Here is an 18,790-nt window from a genome sequence, read left to right as displayed (position 1 = left end):
AGAACACCTGTGCCGGGCGAGGCCCGAGCGCGCTGCGGCAGCGCCGGGCGAAGGTCAGTGGGGGATGACGCTCTGGGGTGGTCGTCTCACGTGATCGCGGTGCGGCGGGTGAGATCCGGATGCCGCGGCGGGACGAGCCACGACACCGCGGCGATCGCGAGGGGGAGGCCGACGGCCAAGCCGGCCAGCAGCCACCACGGGATGTCCTCGACTCGGAGGTCCGTTTGGGACTGGATCGCGAATCCGATCGGCGGCAGGATGCCGGCCGCCGTCCCCGCGATCGTGCCGAACCCGGCGATCACGAGGCCTTGCCAGAATCCGATGCGGCGCCGCAGACCACGCGTGCCGCCGACCGCCGTGAGAGTGGCATCGTCCGGCCGTCGCTCGAACCGTGCGAGACCGAGGGCGACCGCGCTCGCACCGAGCACCAGCACGGCGACAGCCGCGAGCAGGGGAATGACCCACACCGCATCGCTCGGCGGACCGGACTCATACCGCGGCGCGAGCACCCAATCGGCGGTGCCCGCAATGGCGGCCTGCTCCATCAACCTGTCGATTTCGACGGTCTCCGGCGGCGTCGCGAACGACGCGATGACGGACTCGGGCTGCGCCACAATTCCCGAGCGGGCCGCGGTCGCGGGCGAGATCGCGACCGAGATGGGCTGGAGGGGCAGATCGACGACGACCGCTTCGACGTCCGTCGTCCACAGCGGCTCGCTGACTTCGGGCATTCCCCACTCGGCGGGCCGCTTCGCGGGGTCCCAGATGTTGTCGGGGATGCGGCCCTCGCTCGCGTCGCCGACCGGCCACGCGGCCACCTCGATGCTGCCGTCGGCGACGTAGCGCGGATCGGCGACGAGGGCGGCGCCGTCGCGGTAGGCGGCGAGGTCCGACGGCGACAGCGACGTGCCCAGGGCAGTCTCGAGGTCCTGAGGATCCACCACCGAAAGGGGATTCTGCGGGCTCTGCCCCATGGTGGAGAAGCTGTTCTCGACCGACGGATCCAGCAGGTACCGGTCGGGCAGCAGCGCCATCGCGAACTCCGCGTCGGCGCCGTTCTGGGCGTTCGCGGTGAACCAGGCATTCTGCTGCCGGCTGATCACCGCCGCCTCGGCCGCCCCGACGCCCTCTGCCAGCTCCACGGCGGCACGAGCCGCGAGTTCGGCATCGGCTGTCGGCACCCCGTCCATCCCGGGTGGCATCACGTCGATGGCGAGGCTTCCGAGCGGCGCCTGGTAGAACCACGTCCGCGCGGTGTTGGCCGTCTGCATCGAGGACTGGCCGAGCGCGAAGACCCCGATGAAGACCGTGGCCGCGATCGCCGCGAAAGCGGGCACGGTCCGCGAGGCGTTGGCCGCGGCATCCCGCGAGGCGATCCGCGCGGCGAGATCGATCCTCGACAGCACGCGCGATGTCCGCCACAGCAGCCAGCCGCCCGAGATCAGCACGCCGATCTGCACCAGGATCGGCCCGATCACGATCCCGAACGGCGGGATCGCGCGCAGCGGGGAGTCAGGTGCCATGTCCGGCATGGTGTGCAGCGCCGCGGCGGCAAGCCCCGAGCCCAGCGCGATCAGGGTGCCGGTCACCAGCAGCACCGAACCCCAGATGGGACGGTTGGCGCGCGGAACCTGCGGCCGCCGGGCACCCCGCAGCGCGCTGATCGTGTCGGACCGTGTCACCGTCCTGGCCGGAAGGAGAGCGGATGCCGTGCCCACCAGCACTGCGAAGCCGAAGACGCCCGCGAGCACCGGCCACGGCAGGTGGAACCCCCAGTACTGTGTCGCACTGCCCGTGGCAGTGAGCCCCATGACGGCGGCCGCGACGCCGATGCCGCCTGCGACGCCGAGCACGCCTCCGATCACACCGAGCGTCGTGCCCTGCAGCGCGATGGTGCGCGCCAGGTCGCGCGGTCTCGCTCCCACGCTCGCGGCCACCGCGAGCGCGCGCTGCTGTCGCCGGGCCGAGACGGCGAAGGCGGCCCCCGCGAGCATCACGGCCACATAGGCGGCGAACACTCCGGCGACGGCGAGCACGGTGAGCGTCATCCAGATCGAGTTCAGCCACGCCTGGTGAGCGTTCGCAGCCTCGACGGTCGTCACGGTCGGGGGGTCGAGCACGACCTCGCGCGAGTAGGCGACGATGCCGTCCTCATTGAGTGCTGCGACGTCGCTCCAGGCGAGGGGGAGCGTGGGCAGATACCACCGCTGCTCGCCGGCGACGAGGGCGGCGTCGGGGAGGAAGACCGCGGCAGCGGAGTCGGGAAGAGTCGCGGCATCCAGCGTGCCGACGACCGTGTAGGTACCGGACGGATCCGCCCCCTCGATCGTCAGCTCGCCGCCGATCGCGATGCCCAGCCGCTCCAGCGCGGCCTCGGTCACCATCGCCTCGCCGGGCGCCGTCACCCGGGCGCCGTCCGCAAGGTCGAATCGGCCTTCGAATCGCCGATCCCACGCAGGACCGCCCCACGCTTCGAGGCGGGCGGTGCCGCCCACTGTCTCGACGGTCGCCTCGCCGTGAGTCAGCTCGATCGTCGCCGTCCCACCCGGGAGCGACCCTGACGGATCTTCGAGCGGCGCGCCGTCCGGCGCTTCCCAGCCGCCGTTCTCGGTGGCGGGGTAGCCGTTCCAGTCGGGCTGCGTGGGTGCCTGCCAGAACCCGGCATCGGGTACGCCCACCGGTGCGACCCACGCCTGCATGGCACCGAGCTCGACGGTGGCCTGCTCCTCGGGAGTGCCGACGGAGCTCATCGCGTACACCGAGTACGCGCTCATCGCCGCGATCGGCAGGGCGATCAGCGCCACGACCAGGACGCTCGATCCTTTCGCCCGCACGACCTGGCGGCGTGCCAGCCGCGCTGCGACGCGCCACCTCGCCCATCCGCCGCCGCGCCGGGGGGCGGCATCCGTCGCCCTGTCGTCGGTTCCGGATGCCTCGACCGGCGCCTCCAGAAGCTCGGTCATCGCGCGGCCAGCAGCGTGTCGGCGGCGTCCCGACGCGACTCGTCGACGATCCGGCCGTCGCGCAGGAACACGATCCGGTCGGCGAAGGCGGCATGGCGCGCCTCATGGGTGACGAGGATGCCGGCGGCTCCGGCATCCACCCTCGCGCGCAGCATCTTCAGCACCATCTCGCCGGTCACCGAGTCCAGGGCTCCTGTCGGCTCGTCGGCGAGGATCAGCCTCCTGCCCCCGACCACCGCGCGCGCGATCGCGACGCGCTGCTGCTGTCCGCCGGAGAGATCGTCGGGGTACGCGGCGGCCTTGTCGGCCAGTCCGACCGAGGCCAGCGCATCCCGGCCGGCGCGACGGGCGACGCGGGCGCGGAACCCGTCGAGCTCGAGCGGGAGCGTGACGTTCTCGAGGGCGGTGAGCGTCGGGATGAGGTTGAAGTCCTGGAACACGAAGCCGAGCGACCGTCGCCGCAGCTGGGCGAGCTGCTTGGCGTTCTGCTCGCTGAGGAAGGATCCTTCGATCACGACCTCGCCCGTGGTCGGCGTCGCCAGACCTCCCGCGATCGTCAGCAGCGTCGACTTGCCCGAGCCGGACGGCCCCATGACCGCGACGAGTTCGCCCTGCCGCACCTCGAAGTCGACGCCCGAGAGCGCCGAGACGGCGGTCTCGCCGTGGCCGTACTGCTGCGTCACGCCGATGAGCCGCAGCACCGCGTCGGTCATGCGGATGCCTCGGCCTTCGCCGGGCGGCCGCGCTTGGGTTTGTCGGTCGACAGCTCGAGGGCCATCGCGTGGTCGGGATGCAGCGCCAGACGCTGCTCGGTGTGGTCGAGCCAGCGCACCTCGGCCTCGGCCGCGAAGATCATCGAATCGACGACGAGCGACCAGGCGAGCTCCTCAGGACCGTCGGGGTTCGAGCCGGCGTACTTCGCACGGTTGAGTTCCTGCAGCTGCGCGAGCGACGATCGGCGCTGCGTCTGGATGATTGCCGCGACATCCACCCCCGGAAGGGTCATCGCGATCGCGAGTTTGATCGCGAGCTCGTCTCGCGTGCCCTGCCCGCGCTGCACGGGGGAGTCCAGCCACGAGCGCATCTCGGCGGTGCCGGCATCCGTGATCTGCCAGTAGACGTGCCCGTGCTCGTCGACGTCGCCCTTCTCGACGAGCCCGTCGCGTTCCAGGCGATCCAGCGTGTTGTAGATCTGACCCACGTTCAGCGGCCAGGTCGACCCGGTGCGGCGGTCGAATTCCGCCCGCAGCTGGTAGCCGTAGCACGGCCCCTGATCGAGGATCGCGAGCAGGCTCTGTCGTACCGACATCCGGGACTCCTTCGGTGCATACCGGGTATGTAATTGCCGAGTATATACATACCGGGAAATGAGCGGAGGTCATGACCGCCCGTGTCGGCGACGGTCAGCTCAGCCGGCGGCGGTCAGCTCGTCGAGCGCCTCGGTCACGCCCGGCTTCGGGATGTTGCATCCATCGACCGGGTACGCGGGTCGGATCGCCCGGCCATCGGCGTCGACGAGCCAGACGTCGGGAACGATCACGCCGATCGCCGAGCACGGCCCCGGCCACTTCGGGTCGTTCGGCACCGCGAACGCCGCCAGGAGCGGCGCGAGATCGCCTTCGAGCCGACGCGGCTCGACCGGCTCGGCAGTCAGAGCCGGTTCGGGCGCGTCAGGGGGAGCCTCCGCGAACTGCTCCGGAGTGATCAACTCCAGCGGGGCGTCGGGCCGGGGTGCGAGCTCGAGCACGGGATCGCACACGTACACGGCGACCGGCTCGAAGCCGTCTGGCACGGCACCCCAGCCGACGTCCCATTCGGCGGAGCAGTCCACCGCCGCAACCGCCTGCGACGGCGGCGTCACCGGCGGCGGCACGGGCACGGCCTCGGGGTGCGACGCGCAGGCCGTCACGCTGAGCGCGAACGCTGCGACCACGACTGCCCGCCAGGGCACCGGCATCCCGCGCGGCCGTCGTCTTCTCACATCTCCATGCTGTCCTCACCCAGCGCACGTCAAGGTCACGGGTGGATAACATAGGCAGGTATGCCTGGGGCCATGCGTCCCGGCGGCACCGGCGCCGATCGCGCCACCCGACAGATGGAGACACTCCGTGGCCAACCCCCTCGAGAAACTGCTTCGCGCCGGTGAGGGTCGCATCCTCCGGCGGCTCCAGCAGGTCGTGAAGGCCGTGAACGCCCTCGAAGAGGACTACGAGCACCTGAGCGACGAAGAGCTCCGGGGCGAGACCGCCGAGCTGCGTGCCCGCTTCGAAGCGGGGGAGACGCTCGACCAGCTCATGCCGGAGGCGTTCGCCGCCGTCCGCGAGGCGGCGAAGCGTACACTGGGCCAGCGCGCCTACGACGTCCAGCTGATGGGTGGCGCCGCCCTCCACCTCGGCAACATCGCCGAGATGAAGACCGGTGAAGGAAAGACGCTCACCGCCGCGTTCCCGGTGTACCTCAACGCGATCGCGGGCCAGGGCGTGCACGTCATCACGGTCAACGACTACCTCGCGTCGTATCAGTCCGAGCTCATGGGACGCATCTACCGTGCGGTCGGCATGACCACCGGCACCATCGTCGCGGGTCAGACGCCCGAGGTGCGGCGCGAGCAGTACAACGCCGACATCACGTACGGCACCAACAACGAGTTCGGCTTCGACTACCTGCGCGACAACATGGCCTGGCGCAAGGAAGACCTCGTGCAGCGCGGGCACTACTTCGCCATCGTCGACGAGGTGGACTCGATCCTCATCGACGAGGCCCGCACGCCGCTCATCATCTCGGGTCCGTCGTCGGGCGAGGCGAACCGGTGGTTCGTCGAGTTCGCCAAGATCGCCAAGACCCTCGAGGTGGGCGTCGACTACGAGGTCGACGAGAAGAAGCGCACCATCGGCGTGCTCGAGCCTGGCATCGAGAAGGTCGAGGACTACCTCGGCATCGACAACCTGTACGAGTCGGCGAACACCCCCCTCATCTCGTTCCTCAACAACTCGATCAAGGCGCTCGCACTGTTCAAGCGCGACAGCGACTACGTCGTCATGAACGACGAGGTGATGATCGTCGACGAGCACACCGGCCGCATCCTGGTCGGACGCCGCTACAACGAAGGCATCCACCAGGCCATCGAGGCCAAGGAGGCCGTGCCGGTCAAGGCCGAGAACCAGACTCTGGCCACCGTCACGCTGCAGAACTACTTCCGCCTCTACGAGAAGCTCGCCGGCATGACCGGTACCGCCGAGACCGAGGCGGCGGAGTTCATGTCGACCTACAAGCTCGGCGTCGTGCCGATCCCGACCAACAAGCCGATGATCCGCAAGGACATGCCCGACCTCGTCTACAAGAACGAGCAGGCGAAGTTCGACCAGGTCGTCGAAGACATCGCCCGGCGGCACGAGTCGGGCCAGCCGGTGCTGGTGGGCACCGTCAGCGTCGAGAAGAGCGAGTACCTCTCGCGACTGCTGGCCAAGAAGGGCATCAAGCACGAGGTCCTCAACGCGAAGAACCACGCGCGCGAGGCTGAGATCGTCGCCCGCGCCGGACGCCTGGGCGCCGTGACCGTCGCGACGAACATGGCCGGACGAGGCACCGACATCATGCTCGGCGGCAACGCCGAGTTCCTCGCTGTGCAGGAGATGAAGGCGAAGGGCCTCGACCCCGTCGAGACTCCCGAAGAGTACGAGGCCGCGTGGGATGCCGTGTACGAGGGCACGCGCGACAAGGTCGCCGAGGAGGCCACGAAGGTGGTCGAAGCCGGCGGTCTCTATGTGCTCGGCACCGAGCGCCACGAGTCCCGCCGCATCGACAACCAGCTGCGCGGACGCTCGGGCCGCCAGGGCGACCCCGGTGAGAGCCGCTTCTACCTGTCGCTGACCGACGACCTGATGCGCCTGTTCCAGTCGGGCGCCGCCGAGGCGATCCTGGCGCGGACGAACTTCCCCGACGACGTCGCCATCGAGTCGGGGATGGTCTCGCGGGCGATCAAGTCGGCCCAGAGCCAGGTCGAGGCGCGCAACGCCGAGATCCGCAAGAACGTCCTGAAGTACGACGACGTCCTCAACCGACAGCGCGAGGCGATCTATTCGGACCGCCGGCACATCCTGCAGGGCGATGACATCGCCGACCGGGTGCAGCACTTCATCGAGGACGCGATCAACGCCGTCATCGACGACCACACCGGCTCGGGTCACAGTGAGAACTGGGACTTCGACGCGCTGTGGACCGAGCTGAAGACCCTGTATCCGGTGGGTGTGACCATCGATGAGGTCGTGGCCGAGGCATCCGGCCGTCGCGGGGGCATCACGTCGGAAGGCCTCAAGCGCGAGATCCTGTCGGACGCCCGCATCGCGTATGACAAGCGCGAAGAGACGCTCGGCACCGCTGCCACCCGCGAGCTCGAGCGCCGCGTCGTGCTGCAGGTGCTCGACCGCCGCTGGCGCGACCACCTCTATGAGATGGACTACCTCAAGGACGGCATCGGCCTGCGTGCCATGGCCCAGCGCGACCCGCTGATCGAGTACCAGCGCGAGGGCTACCAGATGTTCCAGGCGATGATGGGCCAGATCAAGGAGGAGTCGGTCGGCTACCTCTACAACCTCGAGGTCGAGGTGCGTCGCGCCGGCGAGGGCGAGGCCGCCCAGGTCGAGGCGAAGGGTCTCGGGGCCGAGCAGGTCGAGGGTCAGCGTCTGCAGTATTCGGCGTCGAACGACGCCGGCGAGGTCGAGGTGCGCAACGACCGCGGCCAGGTGCAGCAGGCGGCGACCACGCGTCTGCGCCAGGCGGCTGCGGCTGCCGCGGCAACGCCCGCACAGGCGCCGGCGCAGGCTGCTCCGGCGGCCGAAGCGCAGCGCGGGGCCTTCGGACAGCGGACGGATGCCGCGGCTCAGCCGCCGCAGCAGGCTCCGCAGAACCGGGCCCAGCGTCGCGCGGCCGAGCAGCGCAAGAAGTAGGCGCCGCGTTCGGGTCACATCGAGATCAGGTGATTTCGCCGAGGTAGGACGATCTCGCGCGGAACGTCCTGCGCTGGCGAGATCACCTGATCTCGCGACGGGCCGTCCGGGCCACGGGCGGTCGATTGGACCCGACCCGGCGCGGATATCCTGAGGCGATGAGTCCACTCCGCTCTCTCGACCAGTCCAGCAAGCTCAAGAACGTTCTCTACGAGATCCGTGGGCAGGCACTGGCCGAGGCCGACCGGCTGGAGAACGAGGGGCACTCGATCCTCAAGCTGAACACCGGCAATCCCGCGGTGTTCGGCTTCGAGGCGCCGTTCCAGATCGTGCGCGACATGATCGAGGCGGTGCCGCACGCGCACGGCTATAGCGACAGCAAGGGCATCATGTCCGCGCGTCGCGCGGTCGTCTCGCGTTACGAGCAGGAGCCGGGCTTCCCGCAGTTCGACCCCGACGACGTCTACCTCGGCAACGGCGTGTCGGAGCTCATCACCATGACGATGCAGGCTCTCCTCGACGAGGGCGACGAGGTGCTGATCCCGGCTCCGGACTACCCGCTGTGGACAGCGATGACGAGCCTCGCCGACGGCACGCCGGTGCACTATCGCTGCGACAACGAGAACGGCTGGCAGCCGGACCTCGAAGACATCCGCGCCAAGATCACGCCGGGCACCAAGGCGATCGTCGTCATCAATCCCAACAACCCGACCGGCGCGGTCTACACGCGCGACGTGCTGCAGGGCATCGTCGAGATCGCCCGCGAGCACTCGCTGCTGCTGCTCTCGGATGAGATCTACGACCGGATCCTGTACGACGACGCACAGCACATCCCGCTGGCGACGCTTGCCCCGGATCTGCTGTGCCTGACGTTCAACGGCCTGTCCAAGACCTACCGGGTGGCGGGGTTCCGCTCGGGCTGGCTCGTCATCACCGGACCGAAGAAGCACGCCGCCGGCTTCCTCGAGGGCATCCAGCTCCTCGCCTCGACGCGGCTGTGCCCCAACGTCCCGGCGCAGCACGCCGTGCAGGCGGCGCTCTCGGGGGTGCAGTCGATCGAGGCGCTGGTCGCTCCGACTGGACGTCTTCACGAGCAGAGGGATGCCGCGTGGGAGGGTCTCGAGCGGATCCCCGGTGTCACGTGCATCAAGCCGCAGGGTGCGCTCTACGCGTTCCCGCGGCTGGATCCCGAGGTCTACGAGATCCGCGACGATGCCAAGCTCGTCTACGACTTCCTCGTGGCCGAGCACGTGCTCCTGGTGCAGGGAACAGGTTTCAACTGGCCGACACCGGATCATCTCAGGATCGTGACGCTGCCCGAGGCGCGAGTGCTCTCGGAGGCCGTCGAACGGCTGGGCAACTTCCTGTCGTCGTACAAGCAGTGAGGTCGTGAGAGCGGCTTCGGGGCGTTCGTCAACCCCTTCCGTGACAGCGGTGCTCGTTCCTAGCCTCGCGGCATGGCCATTCAACTGAATCAGCCCGCCTTGCGGCACGCGCGGGCACTCATCCGCCAGGGCAAGGTCGTCCGCGACGAACGGGACGACTGGTCGGAGGCTGCGCCGACGGCCGATGAGGAGAACGCCTTCATCGAACGCGAGGGCTGGACGGAGTTCTCGCACTGGCATCTCGGCATCGATCGCCGCGAGGACCCCGAGACCAAGGGGGCGTACTCGTTCCCGGTCGGGGACTTCCGGCGCGTGCACCGCGCGGGAGTCATCTCAGCCGAGAGCCGGGCGGGGCAGTACGACCACTATGAGATCCGCGACGCTCTGAAGGCGCTTCTGCGCCTGATCGACGAAGACGACGAGAAGTGACGATCGGGCCGGCCACGACGCTGGGGTCGGCCCGTTCGCCTGTCGGGACCCGTGCTCAGAGCAGGGCGAGGGATGTCGCGCGCCAGCGCCCGTCCATGCCCTCCAGGCGCATGGCCACCGCGCGGGTGCGCGCCGGCCCCTGCACGATGACGACCGCCTCGATCACGCCGTCGGCGGGGGAGGACTCGTGCACCGAGAGGATCGCATGCGCCGGCCGCTTCGCCGGCACGCCGCGCGCGCTGCGCGCCCGGGTGGCGAGGTTCGAACGCGTCACCAGCTTGCGGTACGGGTCTTCGGTGAGCCATCGCGCGAGCTGATCGACCTCGCGCACGCCCGCCAGGACTTCGAGGACGCCCCTGGTGAGGTTGCGCAGGAAGGGCTCCGGATCGGGGAGCGCCGTGGACGGTGTGCGCTGCGGGGCGAAGAACTCGGAGAGTTCCGCGCCGCGCGGCGCATGGGAGACGCGGACCGAGCCCGCGGGCGTCGTTGCCATGGGTGCCTATCTCGACAGTGGGGGATGTCTTGGGGACAGTACAACACACGGCGAACTCTCAGGAAAATCCGCGGCCCGGTTCCTGTGGATAACTCGGTGGCCCGCCGCGGGGATTGCCCTAGCCTCGCTGAGTGCGCTGGGATCGCTTCTTCGACGACCTCGAGGATCAGCTCGCCTCCGAATGGGAGGCCGAACGGGCCGCGCTCGACACGGAGGCGGAGCGGCTGCGCCTGTCGCGGGTGGCCCTCACTGAGCGGCTGACGTTGCTCACCGGCGGCGAGGCGGGTGCGCCGGGCGCCGTGTTCGAGCTCGCCGACGGCACGACCCTGCGCGCCGGGGTGACCGGCGTGGGCGCCGACTGGGTGGCGCTCGCTCCGGCAGAGGGTCGTGCCGGCGCCGTTCTCGTGCCGATCGGGGCGATCGTGGCGATCGGGATGCCCCACGCCGACCTGCTGCGGACGGCACGGCCTGCGCCCGCCCGGCCGGCGCTCGCCGAGCGCCTCACATTCGGATTCGTGCTGCGCGACCTCGTGCGACGACGCGCGGGCGTCGCGGTGCATCTCTCATCGGGCAGGTCCTTCACCGGGACGATCGATCGTGCCGGCGTGGATCACTTCGACCTCGCGCTGCACGACCCCGGCGCCGCGCGCCGCGCGGAGGCGGTGTCGGGCTACCGGATCGTGCCGTTCGCTGCGGTCGCCTGGATCCGCGCCGATGAGGCGCCCGCGCTGCCCTGACGATCACAGGCGGGCGAGGGGATGATCGGCGGCGCGCCGCTCCGCTCGTCCGGCCGCGCGCTCAGTCCGGATTGCGGACCTGGCCGGTGCCCCACAGCTCGGGGAAGCTGGCGTTCTGCGACTGGCGCCACAGCGCCATGCGACGCGCCTCCTCGGCCTGCTCGTCGAGGTACTCCGACACACTCGCCCCGTCGATCCGCCAGCGGGCCGGTGCGCCGACGCGCATGCCGCGGAGTCGCCCCTCGTGGACCAGTGCCATGACCTCGTCGACCGACACGCCGAGCACCTCGCCCACCTGTGCGGGCGCGAGCAGACGCACGTCGGACGTCGGGTCTTCGGGCATGCCCCCATTATGGCGCGGTGCCCGTGGGCGGGGCCGGGTGCGCAGGGTGCTGTGGATAACGCCGGACGCTGCTCCGGCCGTTGGGCGACGATGGGAGGCATGACCGTGAGCGACCCCGTCCGCACTCCGCGCCGCGCCTTCTGGGGAGACGCGCGCTTCTTCCTCGGCATCCTCCTCATCGTCGCCTCCGTGGCCGGTGTCTGGCTGGTGGTCGCGGCGGCGCGCAACACGGTTCCGGTGTACGCGGCGACGCACACGATCGTGCCCGGCGAGCCCATCTCGGCCGACGACGTCCGGGTCGTCGACGTCGCGTTGGGACCGCTCGCCGACAAGTACCTCACCCCCGACGACATCGGCGAGGCGGCGGTCGCGACGCGCACGATCGACGAGGGAGAGCTCGTGCCGACGGCATCCGTCGGCGCCGCCGATTCGGCGCGCACCACCAGCGTGGTCGTGCGCAGCGCGGTCGATGTGCCGGCGTCGGTCGCCGCCGGCACGGTCGTGGAGGTGTGGTCGGCGCCGCTTCTCGAGCAGGGCAGGTACGACGCCCCGCGCATCCTGGTCGCCGACGCGACGGTGGTCTCGGTCACGCGCGACGAGTCGATGATCGGCGGCGGATCGGCGGCGCTCGAGCTGGTGATCCCGCGGGCCGACGTCGCGAGCACCCTTGCTGCGATGGCGGACGAGTCAGCTCTGTCGGTCGTGCCGACGGCGGGCGCCGGCTCGTGAAGGTCATCGTCGCGGTCGGTGACGACGACGCCGGCGTGATTCCCGCAGGGCTTCGCCGTGAAGGGATCGACGTGATCGCGGAGTTCGCGGCATCCGCCCTCGCGATGGCGGCGGAGGAACGGATGCTGGGCGCCGAGGCAGAGACGGTGCTGCGGGCGATCGCCGAGGCCGACGCGGTGGTCGTCGAGGTGTCTCGTGTGACGATGTCGCCCACCGTCGTGGCGATGTGCGACCGTGCGGGCACGCGGATCGTCCCGCTCTGCGACGACGAGGCCGATCGCCGGCTGGCGGCGGCCTGCGGGCTCGAGGCTCCCCTCGCGCGCGATGCCGACCCGTGGCGGATCGCCGATGCCCTCGTGGAGGCGCCGGGGCGCGAGCCCGCGGCATCTGCCTCCCGCCCGCAGCCCCGGGTGATCGTGGTGTGGGGGCCGGCGGGAGCGCCCGGCCGTTCGACCGTCGCCACCGAGCTCGCGGTCGAGCTCGCCCGTGGCGGGCGCCATGTCGGACTCGTCGACGCCGACACCCACGCGCCGTCGATCGCGCTCACGCTGGGTCTCGCCGATGAGGGGCCGGGGTTCGCCGCGGCGTGCCGCCAGGCCGAGCTCGGAGGGCTCGACGCGCGGGAGCTGACACGCATCGCCCTGCCGCTCGGGCGGACCGGCGTCGACGTGCTGACCGGGCTGAATCGTCCCTCGCGGTGGCCCGAGCTCAGTGAGCGCCGCGTGACGGCCGCCCTCGCCGCGTGCCGGGAGTGGGCCGACTACACGGTCGTCGACGTCGCCGCGCCGCTCGAGCGCGACGAGGAGATCATGAGCGACCTCGACGGCCCGCGCCGCAACGCCGCGACCCTGGCGGCGCTGCGTGCGGCCGACCTCGTGGTCGCAGTCGCCGGAGCCGATCCGCTCGGTGTGGCGCGGTTCCTGCGCGCGCACGCCGATCTGCGGGCGACCGTGGGCGCGACGCCCGTCGCGGTCGTCGCCAACGGGCTGCGACCGGGTGCGCTGGGAATCGACGCCCGCGGCCAGGTGCGCCGGACGCTCGACCGCTTCGGCGGCGTGGGGGAGGTGTGGTTCCTGCCACAGGACCCGCGGTCGGCCGATGCCGCGCTGCTGGCGGCGCGCCCGATCGCCGAGGTGGCGCCGCGGTCGCCGCTGACCCTGGCCGTCCGCCGGTTCGCCGGAGAGGCCGTCGTCGCCCCGCCCGAGGCATCGCAGACCGCGCGCGGCAACACCGCCCGCAGCATCCGCCCCGCCCGGCGGGTCGCGAGGCGGCGACCCTGGTCGCGGCGAGATGGCGGCGAACAGGCGGACCACCAGACGGACTCCGACCACACGCCCGTCGAGCGGTCGCGTGACGCGCGCGCCCTAGGCTAGGGACGTGTCGACCCTCAGCGATCTCGTCTACGCCCAGGGCCGTTCGAGCGAGGAAGACGTCGAATGGCTGCACCGACTCGCCGGTGACGGCCAGCTTCTGGCCGATCTGGCCTTCGCCGACATCGTGCTCTGGGTCCCGACCTCCGACGACGCCTTCGTCGCGGTCGCACACACCCGCCCGAGCGGCGCGGCGACGCTCTTCTATCGCGACATCGTGGGCGACCGGGTGCGCCCGCAGTGGCGCACGCAGGTGCGTGACGCGTTCCAGACCGCGAAGATCGTCGACTCGGCCTCGCCCGACTGGTTCGAAGAGACCCCGACGCGGGTGCGCGCCGTGCCGGTGGTGCGCGGCCGCGGCGCACAGGCTCAGACGATCGGGGTGCTGACCCGCCACACGAACCTCGGCGAGGCACGCACGCCGTCGCGGCAGCAGATCACGTTCAACGACTGCGCCGACGACATCTTCGGGATGGTCGCCTCGGGCGAGTTCCCCGATCTGGCCGCTCCCACCTCGCCGCGTCGCGGCGCGCCACGCGCCTCGGACGGGCTGATCCGGCTCGACGTCGACGGCATCACGACCTTCGCGAGCCCCAACGCGCTCTCGGCGTTCAACCGGCTCGGCTTCGAGGACGAGCTCGAGGGGGAGTCACTGGTCGAGGTCGTCACGCAGATCCTGCCCGCCAAGCGGCAGTTCGACGAATCGCTCCCGGTCGTCGTGACGGGGCGCGCGCCGTGGCGCACCGACCTGGAATCCCGCGGCGTCACCGTGTCGCTGCGCACCATTCCGCTGCGCGACAACGGCAGCCGCATCGGCGCGATCGTGCTGTGCCGCGATGTGACCGAGATCCGTCATCAGGAGCAGGAGCTCATCACCAAGGATGCGACGATCCGCGAGATCCACCATCGCGTCAAGAACAACCTGCAGACGGTCGCGTCGCTGCTGCGCATCCAGGCACGCCGTTCGCACACCGAAGAGGCGCGCGAAGCGCTGACGCAGGCCATGCGACGCGTGTCGGCGATCGCTGTCGTGCACGACACGCTCTCGGAGGGACTCGCGCAGAACGTGGACTTCGACGAGGTCTTCGCGCGTGTCCTGAAGCTCGTCGCAGAGGTCGCGGCGGCGCCGAACACCCGCGCGCGCACGCACTCGACGGGCACCTTCGGCACTCTGCCCAGCGAGTACGCCACACCGCTCGCGCTCGCACTGACCGAACTGGTCACCAACGCCGTCGAGCACGGCCTGGCCGGTCAGGAGGGCGACGTCGAGATCATCGCGGACCGCTCCGACGATCGCCTCGAAGTGCGCGTGCGCGACACCGGTTCGGGCTTGCCCGAGGGTCAGGTCGGCCGGGGGCTCGGCACGCAGATCGTCCGCACCCTGATCCAGGGCGAGCTCGGCGGCACGATCGACTGGCACACGATCATGGGCAGCGGCACCGAGGTCACGATCGACATCCCGCTGCGCTACATCGAGCGGGCCAAGCAATGAAAGAAGCGGATGCCGGGAGCCCCGGCATCCGCTTCTTGAAGGTCGTCGTTATGAAGCCCGTCGGGCCCGCGCAGCGCGGCGCTTGAGAGCACGGCGCTCGTCCTCGGACAGACCACCCCACACGCCGGAGTCCTGTCCGGACTCGAGTGCGTACTGGAGGCAGATCTCGGTCACCGTGCAACGCGCGCACACCGACTTGGCCTTCTCGATCTGGTCGACCGCCGGACCGGTGTTCCCTACAGGGAAGAACAGTTCGGGGTCGACGGTAAGGCAGGCGGCTTTGTCGCGCCAGTCCATGGTGATGCTCCTTGATGCAGTGGTGGGAGATGAGGGCCGGTTCGGGTCCGATACCCTGTGGGAAGTGCGAGACTTGCTCGCCCCACGTCGCTGTGGGAGCACACGGCTTCACCAATCGTCCCATAGCGGTTTACCTGAATCAAGGGTTGACCGGCGGGTACCTGTGGTACTTGCTGTGTGTTCTCTCAGTGGTATGGAGGATTCACACAAACCACCCCGCCGGGTGGGAAGGAGTCGACGGAGAATGCGGACAAACGTGTCCGGAAGGGTCGCCGCGGTCCTGGTCATCCTCGAGGGACTGGGCGTCCTCGTGCTCGCCGTCTGGCAGCTCGTCGCCCTGTTCTCAGGCGACACCGGTTCGATCGAGAGTGCGATCGCATTGGTGGTCCTGACCGTCGTCGGTGCGGCGGCTGTGCTGGCCTTCGGCGTCGCGACCTGGCGCGAGCAATCGTGGGGTCGTTCCGGCGCGATCGTCACGCAGCTGCTCATCCTCGCCGTCGCACTCGGCGCGGCAACCGGGGCCTACGCCGACCCGGGCATCGCTCTCGTGCTCGCCGTGCCCGCGGTCGTGGTGCTCGTCCTGCTGGTGCTCGCCGTCCGCGAGGCGGGCCGTGCCGCGCGCGGCGGCGGGCCGGTCTAGACGCCGACGAGCGTCCGGACGCGGGCGACGTGCCCCGTCGCCTTCACGTTGTACAGCGCCTGGTCGACCTTGCCGTCCTCGTCGATGACGAAAGTCGAGCGGATGACACCCATCACGGTCTTGCCGTAGTTCATCTTCTCGCCCCACACACCGTAGGCCTCGTGCACGGAGTGATCGGGGTCGCTCAGCAGGTCGTAGGTCAGCCCGTCGCGCTCGCGGAAGCGCCGGAGCTTCTCGGGCTCGTCGCGCGAGATCCCGAGCACGGTGTACCCCGCGGCCTGCAGCGGTGCGAGGCTGTCGCGGAAGTCGCACGCCTCGCTGGTGCAGCCCGGCGTCATCGCCTCCGGGTAGAAGAAGAGGATCACGCGCCGGCCGCGGAGGTCGCGCAGGCTCACGGGTCGCTCGTCCTGATCGACGAGGGTGAAGTCAGGGGCGGGGGAACCGGATTCGAGGCGCGTCGTGGTCACCGGTCCAGCCTAGGCCGGTCACGGCCGCAGGGCACGGTTCAATGGCGGTCGGTGAAGGTCTCGAGCAGACGTTGCAGCGACTCGAGACGCGCGGGGCCGCCCGGACCCAGACGGCCGGCTTCGACCGCTTCGGTGATCGCACAGTCCGGCGCATCGGCGCGATGGGTGCAACCGCGTGGGCAGTCCTCGGCGACCTCGGCGAGGTCGGTGAAGGCGCGCAGGATGTTGGCCACGTCGACGTGCCCGAGGCCGAACGAGCGCACGCCCGGGGTGTCGATCACCCACCCCCTGCCGTGTTCGCCGCTGTAGCGCAGCGACACTGTGGAGCTGGACGTATGCCGTCCGCGGCCCGTGACGACGTTGACGTGTCCGGTCGCGCGGTGCGCGTCGGGCACGAGCGCGTTCACGAGCGTCGACTTGCCGACGCCGGAATGGCCGACGAACACGGTCGAGTGGCCGGCGAGGGCTGCACCGATCCGGTCGAGGGGCATCTCTTCGCGGCCGCTCGTGAACACCTCGAGATCCAGCCCCTCGAAGTGCGCCAGGAACTCGGACGGATCGGCCAGATCCGTCTTGGTCACGACCAGCAGGGGACGGATGCCGGCATCCAGCGCCGCGACCAGGTAGCGGTCGACGAGCCTCGGCCGGGGCTCGGGATCGGCGGCCGCCACGACGACCAGCATCTGGTCGGCGTTCGCCACGACGACCCGCTCCACTTGATCGGTGTCGTCCGCGCTGCGCCGCAGCAGCGACGTGCGCTCCTCGATGCCCACGATACGGGCGAGCGTGCCCTCGGCCGCGGTGGTGTCGCCCACCACGCGCGCCCGGTCACCCGTCACGATGGGCACCTTGCGCAGCTCGCGGGCCCGGGTGGCCAGCACGGTGCGCTCGGACGGCAGGTCCTCGTCCACGAGGACGGTGTAGCGGCCCCGGTCCACGCCGAGCACGCGCGCGATCTCGGCGTCGGCGTGCGCCGGACGGCGCTTGGTACGGGGCCGATTGGCCTTCGGGTTCGGCCGGACCCGCACGTCGGCCTCGTCGAACTCGGGCTCGTCGTCGTCTTCGAGATCGTCGAGCCAGCTCACAGCATCCTCAAGTCAGCATCCGGGCGAGCCTCGTCACGAGGCGCGCATCGACTCCTCGGACATCGCCCCGGGCGCGCCCTCGCCGGCCAGCATGCGCTGCCACATCTGCGGGAACTCGGGCATCGTCTTGGCGGTGGTGCCGATGTCGTCGACTTCGACGCCGGGCACGGCGAGACCGAACAGCGCGCCGGTCGTGGCCATGCGGTGATCGTGGTGGGCGTGCCACGTGCCGCCGTGCAGCGGGCGAGGAACGATCCGGATGCCGTCGGCGAGCTCGTCCGCCTCGCCGCCCAGGCCGCGCAGCTCGGCCACGAGCGCCGCGATGCGGTCGGTCTCGTGCCCGCGGATGTGCCCGATGCCGTGCAGTGTCGACGGCGCGTCGGCGAATGCCGCCAGCGCGAAGATGGTGGGGACGAGCTCGCCGGCCGCCGACAGGTCGAGGTCGATCCCCTGGATGCCGGCGCCCGCGGTGATCGTGAGCGAACCGCCGCGGCGCACGGCGCGGGCGCCCATCAGGGTGAGGATCTCGGTGAGCATCGCACCGGGCTGAGTCGAGTGGGCAGGCCATCCCGGCACCGACACCGACCCGCCGGCGATCATGGCGGCGGCCAGGAACGGGGCCGCGTTGGAGAGGTCGGGCTCGATCGCGACATCCTTGCCGCGCACGGGGCCCGCGGGCACGATCCATTCGCCGGCGGCCGGTCGCTCGACGTGGACGCCGCGGTGCGCGAGCGTCTCGACGGTCATGTCAATGTGCGGGATGCTCGGGAGCCGTGCGCCCTCATGCACGAGGTGCAGTCCCACGTCGAAACGGGGGGCTGCCAGCAGCAGGCCGGAGACGAATTGGCTCGACGCGCTGGCGTCGATGGTCACCTCGCCGCCGCGGACGTGACCGTGTCCGCGCACGATGAACGGCAGCGCCCAGCGGCCGCCGTCGTCGATGTCGACGCCGACGTCGCGCAGCGCGGTGATCATGGCGCCCATCGGGCGGTGCAGAGCACTCTCGTGCGCCGTGAGGGTGACGTCGCCGTGAGAGAAACCGCCCAGCCCGGCGACGAACCGCATCACGGTGCCCGCCTGGCCGCAGTCGACCTCGGTGTCGCCGCGCAGGGGCCACACCGGGGTCACCTCGATGTCGTCGCCGTAGGCGCCCGATCCCGGCACCAGCTCGATGCCGACGCCCAACGCGCGCAGGGCGTCGATCATGCGAGCGGAATCGTCCGAGTGCAGCGGCGCCGCCAGGCGGCTGGGCGCGTCGGCGAGCGAGGCCAGGACGAGTTCACGATTGGTCAGCGACTTCGACCCCGGCACGGTCACCGTGGCATGGATCGGCCCGTCTGCGACAGGCGCACGCCAAGGCTCGCGCCCGATCGGCGCGGAGGTGGGGGAATACCCGTCGGCTCTCATCGGGTTC

18 protein-coding genes are annotated in these 18,790 nt (G+C 70.6%); 8 read left to right on the top strand and 10 right to left on the bottom strand.

Annotated features, from left to right (window positions below):
* Positions 1 to 86: 86 nt before the first annotated feature.
* The 4 genes from HF576_RS08465 to HF576_RS08450 all read right to left on the bottom strand — a co-directional run bounded on the left by HF576_RS08465 (position 87) and on the right by HF576_RS08450 (position 4,944).
* Entirely contained in the window at positions 87 to 2,963 is a 2,877-nt protein-coding gene (locus HF576_RS08465) for an ABC transporter permease (protein ID WP_168912365.1), read from the bottom strand.
* Positions 2,960 to 3,676 carry an ABC transporter ATP-binding protein gene (locus tag HF576_RS08460; RefSeq protein ID WP_168912364.1) on the bottom strand — a complete coding sequence of 239 codons (717 nt, stop codon included), beginning with the start codon at positions 3,674 to 3,676 and terminating at the stop codon, positions 2,960 to 2,962. Before HF576_RS08460 ends, HF576_RS08465 begins: the two co-directional genes overlap by 4 nt.
* On the bottom strand, positions 3,673 to 4,272 hold the full coding sequence (locus tag HF576_RS08455; protein WP_168912363.1) for a PadR family transcriptional regulator: 600 nt from the start codon (positions 4,270 to 4,272) through the stop codon (positions 3,673 to 3,675). Before HF576_RS08455 ends, HF576_RS08460 begins: the two co-directional genes overlap by 4 nt.
* Before the next feature lie 99 nt (positions 4,273 to 4,371).
* Positions 4,372 to 4,944 (bottom strand): hypothetical protein, encoded by a 573-nt coding sequence (locus HF576_RS08450; RefSeq protein ID WP_168912362.1) that lies wholly within the window; start codon positions 4,942 to 4,944, stop codon positions 4,372 to 4,374.
* Positions 4,945 to 5,071: 127 nt separating this feature from the next.
* On the opposite strand from HF576_RS08450, the gene secA reads away from it, so the two are divergent.
* The 3 genes from secA to HF576_RS08435 all read left to right on the top strand — a co-directional run bounded on the left by secA (position 5,072) and on the right by HF576_RS08435 (position 9,723).
* Positions 5,072 to 7,909, top strand: coding sequence for a preprotein translocase subunit SecA (gene secA, locus HF576_RS08445; protein ID WP_168912361.1), 2,838 nt, complete (start codon positions 5,072 to 5,074; stop codon positions 7,907 to 7,909).
* 158 nt (positions 7,910 to 8,067) lie between these two features.
* Entirely contained in the window at positions 8,068 to 9,294 is a 1,227-nt protein-coding gene (locus HF576_RS08440; RefSeq protein WP_168912360.1) for a pyridoxal phosphate-dependent aminotransferase, read from the top strand.
* A gap of 72 nt (positions 9,295 to 9,366) precedes the next feature.
* A complete protein-coding gene (locus HF576_RS08435; RefSeq protein WP_168912359.1) occupies positions 9,367 to 9,723 on the top strand; it encodes a hypothetical protein in 357 nt (118 codons plus the stop codon).
* A 55-nt stretch (positions 9,724 to 9,778) separates the two neighbouring features.
* On the opposite strand, the gene HF576_RS08430 is transcribed toward HF576_RS08435, so the two are convergent.
* Positions 9,779 to 10,216 carry an Rv3235 family protein gene (locus tag HF576_RS08430; RefSeq protein WP_168912358.1) on the bottom strand — a complete coding sequence of 146 codons (438 nt, stop codon included), beginning with the start codon at positions 10,214 to 10,216 and terminating at the stop codon, positions 9,779 to 9,781.
* Positions 10,217 to 10,347: 131 nt separating this feature from the next.
* Between HF576_RS08430 and HF576_RS08425 the strand changes: the two genes are divergently transcribed.
* Positions 10,348 to 10,953, top strand: a complete 606-nt coding sequence (locus HF576_RS08425; RefSeq protein ID WP_168912357.1) for a hypothetical protein — start codon at positions 10,348 to 10,350, stop codon at positions 10,951 to 10,953.
* A gap of 61 nt (positions 10,954 to 11,014) precedes the next feature.
* On the opposite strand, the gene HF576_RS08420 is transcribed toward HF576_RS08425, so the two are convergent.
* A complete protein-coding gene (locus tag HF576_RS08420; RefSeq protein WP_168912356.1) occupies positions 11,015 to 11,296 on the bottom strand; it encodes a helix-turn-helix domain-containing protein in 282 nt (93 codons plus the stop codon).
* Positions 11,297 to 11,395: 99 nt separating this feature from the next.
* Here HF576_RS08420 and HF576_RS08415 point away from each other — a divergent pair, with 99 nt between their 5' ends.
* The 3 genes from HF576_RS08415 to HF576_RS08405 are packed head-to-tail and all read left to right on the top strand — an operon-like array spanning position 11,396 to position 14,887.
* Complete coding sequence (locus HF576_RS08415) at positions 11,396 to 12,025, top strand: SAF domain-containing protein (protein ID WP_168912355.1); 630 nt, start codon at positions 11,396 to 11,398, stop codon at positions 12,023 to 12,025.
* Complete coding sequence (locus HF576_RS08410; RefSeq protein ID WP_343234216.1) at positions 12,022 to 13,398, top strand: CpaE/TadZ family protein; 1,377 nt, start codon at positions 12,022 to 12,024, stop codon at positions 13,396 to 13,398. The genes HF576_RS08415 and HF576_RS08410 overlap by 4 nt, the downstream gene beginning before the upstream one ends.
* Positions 13,399 to 13,402: 4 nt before the next feature.
* Entirely contained in the window at positions 13,403 to 14,887 is a 1,485-nt protein-coding gene (locus tag HF576_RS08405) for a histidine kinase N-terminal domain-containing protein (protein ID WP_168912354.1), read from the top strand.
* 48 nt (positions 14,888 to 14,935) lie between these two features.
* On the opposite strand, the gene HF576_RS08400 is transcribed toward HF576_RS08405, so the two are convergent.
* The gene (locus HF576_RS08400; RefSeq protein WP_019182239.1) at positions 14,936 to 15,184 is read right to left on the bottom strand and encodes a WhiB family transcriptional regulator; all 249 of its coding nucleotides are present in this window, start codon (positions 15,182 to 15,184) and stop codon (positions 14,936 to 14,938) included.
* A gap of 256 nt (positions 15,185 to 15,440) precedes the next feature.
* Between HF576_RS08400 and HF576_RS08395 the strand changes: the two genes are divergently transcribed.
* Positions 15,441 to 15,824, top strand: a complete 384-nt coding sequence (locus HF576_RS08395) for a histidine kinase (protein WP_343234215.1) — start codon at positions 15,441 to 15,443, stop codon at positions 15,822 to 15,824.
* Here HF576_RS08395 and bcp read toward each other — a convergent pair.
* The 3 genes from bcp to aroA are packed head-to-tail and all read right to left on the bottom strand — an operon-like array spanning position 15,821 to position 18,783.
* The gene (gene bcp / locus HF576_RS08390) at positions 15,821 to 16,291 is read right to left on the bottom strand and encodes a thioredoxin-dependent thiol peroxidase (protein ID WP_168912352.1); all 471 of its coding nucleotides are present in this window, start codon (positions 16,289 to 16,291) and stop codon (positions 15,821 to 15,823) included. The genes HF576_RS08395 and bcp overlap by 4 nt on opposite strands.
* Positions 16,292 to 16,329: 38 nt before the next feature.
* Positions 16,330 to 17,376 carry a ribosome small subunit-dependent GTPase A gene (gene rsgA / locus HF576_RS08385; RefSeq protein ID WP_168912351.1) on the bottom strand — a complete coding sequence of 349 codons (1,047 nt, stop codon included), beginning with the start codon at positions 17,374 to 17,376 and terminating at the stop codon, positions 16,330 to 16,332.
* A 33-nt stretch (positions 17,377 to 17,409) separates the two neighbouring features.
* Positions 17,410 to 18,783: a 3-phosphoshikimate 1-carboxyvinyltransferase gene (gene aroA, locus HF576_RS08380; protein ID WP_168912350.1), complete on the bottom strand. Its 1,374-nt coding sequence runs from the start codon at positions 18,781 to 18,783 to the stop codon at positions 17,410 to 17,412.
* Positions 18,784 to 18,790 lie beyond the last annotated feature (7 nt).

The organism is Microbacterium salsuginis (genome assembly GCF_012524205.1).
In the GTDB taxonomy this organism is placed as follows: Bacteria; Actinomycetota; Actinomycetes; order Actinomycetales; family Microbacteriaceae; genus Microbacterium; species Microbacterium salsuginis.
The sequence above is the reverse complement of the archived record's forward strand: the minus strand, read 5'-3'. Positions and strand labels throughout refer to the sequence as shown.